1 protein-coding gene is annotated in these 2,216 nt (G+C 66.4%); it reads left to right on the top strand.

The annotated features are described in order from the left end of the window. The coding region (locus ACE3P9_RS11350) for a hypothetical protein (protein WP_374494278.1) at positions 1-2,133 on the top strand (2,133 nt) is incomplete at its 5' end. Between the last annotated feature and the right edge of the window lie 83 nt (positions 2,134-2,216).

Here is a 2,216-nt window from a genome sequence, read left to right as displayed (position 1 = left end):
ATGGACTACGTGGACGGCAACCAGCTCGATTCCGAGCTGCTGCAGCGCCAGGCCGCCATCGGCATCCCCCCGGCCATCGAGGACTTGATGGGGCCTGCCATTCGTGCGCTGACGGGCTACGAGGAAGCGACCCGCACGGACTGGCGCGTCTCGCCCGATGCGGGGCCGAGTGGCCAGGATGTGGCCGACGCCCTGAATTACCAGCTGAAGCAGGCCGAGAAGGCCAGCCATGCCGATACCGCGTGCGGTGGCGCCTTCCGGCCCCAGGCGGCGGTGGGCATCGGCTGGGTTGAAGTGGGGCGCGAGTCCGATCCCTTCCTCTACCCTTACCGCTGCAGCGATGTGCATCGCAACGAGATTCACTGGGACATGCAGGGCAATGTGAACGACCCGCTGCTCGACAAATCGCGGTGGCTGCGCCGCTCCCGCTGGCTGCGGCCCGACCGCATCGAGGCAGCATTCCCCCAGCACAAGGCGCTGATCCGCATGTGCGGGCGCCACGGCTCCCAGTGGTTGGGTGACAGCACAAGCATGCAGGCGCTCGACGGTGGCGGCTCCACGGGTTTGCACAATACATGGGGCGATGCGCGCGGCTGGACTGTAGAGGAATCTCGATGGTTCGACCCCACGCGCAAGGAGCTGTGCCTGACCGAGCTGTGGTATCGGCGCTGGGAGTCGGTCCCGGTGCTGACCAGCCCGGATGGCCGCGTGGTGGAGTTCGATGAGGACAACCCGGCCCACCTCTACGCGGTGACGACCGGCGTGTCGAAGGTGACGTATGCCACCGTGGCGCGCGTGAGGATGGCTTACTGGCTGGGGCCGCACCGGCTGCACGACGGCCCGAGCCCGTACCCGCACCGGTATTTCCCCTACGTGCCGTTCTTCGGCTTCCGCGAGGACCGCACCAACGTGCCCTACGGCTATGCGCGCGGCATGATCTACCAGCAGGACAGCGTGAACAGCGGCACGGCCAAGCTGCGCTGGGGTTTGAGCGTGGTCCGCACGGAGCGCACCAAGGGCGCCGTGCTCATGTCCGATGCCCTGTTTCGGCAGCAGATTGCCCGCCCGGACGCCGACATCATCCTCGACCCGGAGCACATGGCCCAGCCGGGCGCCACGTTCAAGGTGCACCGCGATTTCCAACTCAACGACCAGCAGTTTCAGTTGCTGCAGGATGCGCGCCTGGCCATCGAGCGCGTGAGCGTCATCACCAGCGGTTTCCAGGGCAAGAGAGGCACGGCCACCAGCGGCGTGCAGGAGCAGACCCAGGTGGAGCAGACGAACCAGTCTCTGGGCACGCTCATGGGCAATTTCCGCATGGGGCGCACGCGCGTGGGTGAAATCCTGGTGTCACTGATCGTGCAGGACTGGGGCAGCCGCGAGAAGACCATCGTGATCGAGGGCGCCGATGGCGTCACTCCAGATCGCACGATCGTGCTCAACAAACCCGAGCTGGACCCCGTGACGGGCCAACCCTACCTCTCGAACGACCTGATGCGGACCATGCTGAAAGTCGGAGTGGAGGAAGTGCCGAGCAACGCCACCTATCGCGGCCAGCAGCTCAACGCCATGTCTGAGGCCGTCAAGAGCCTACCGCCCCAGTACCAGGCCGCCGTGCTGCCGTTCATGGTCAGCCTCATGGATGTGCCATTCAAGCGCGACGTGGTGCAGGCCATCCGTACGGCCAGCCAGCAGGAGAGCCCCGAGGCCATCGAGAAGCGCATCAAGGACGAGGTGCAGAAGGCCCTGGTGCAGGCCGGGCACGAGCTCAAGGCGCGCGAGCTGGACATGAAGGAGCGCGTGAGCGACGCCCAGATCAAGAAGATCATGGCCGAGGCGGTGCAGACCGGAGTGCAGGCTGCTTTTTCTGCTATGCAAGCAGGAGCGCAGGTGGCCCAGATGCCGCAGATTGCCCCGGTGGCCGACGCCATCATGCAGGGCGCCGGGTACATCCGGCCCGCGCGCAGCGATGACCCAGACTTCCCCACGGCCAGCGTACCCGTGGCGCCAGGCCCCGCGCTGCTGCCGCCCGGCGTGCAGCAGAACACCAGCCCGGCGTTCCCACCCGTGCCTGATGACGGTGCTTCACCCATGGCGGGCATCGAGACGGCCAGCATGGCCGACAACATCTAGCCAAACTTCCGCACGCAAGAGCCACCCGCCCAGGTGGCTTTTTTCATGGCGCGGCGCGCTATCCCCCCAGTCTGGTTTGTCCA

The organism is Allobrachymonas sp. (assembly GCF_041912815.1).
Classification (GTDB): Bacteria; Pseudomonadota; Gammaproteobacteria; order Burkholderiales; family Burkholderiaceae_C; genus Brachymonas.
The sequence above is the reverse complement of the archived record's forward strand: the minus strand, read 5'-3'. Positions and strand labels throughout refer to the sequence as shown.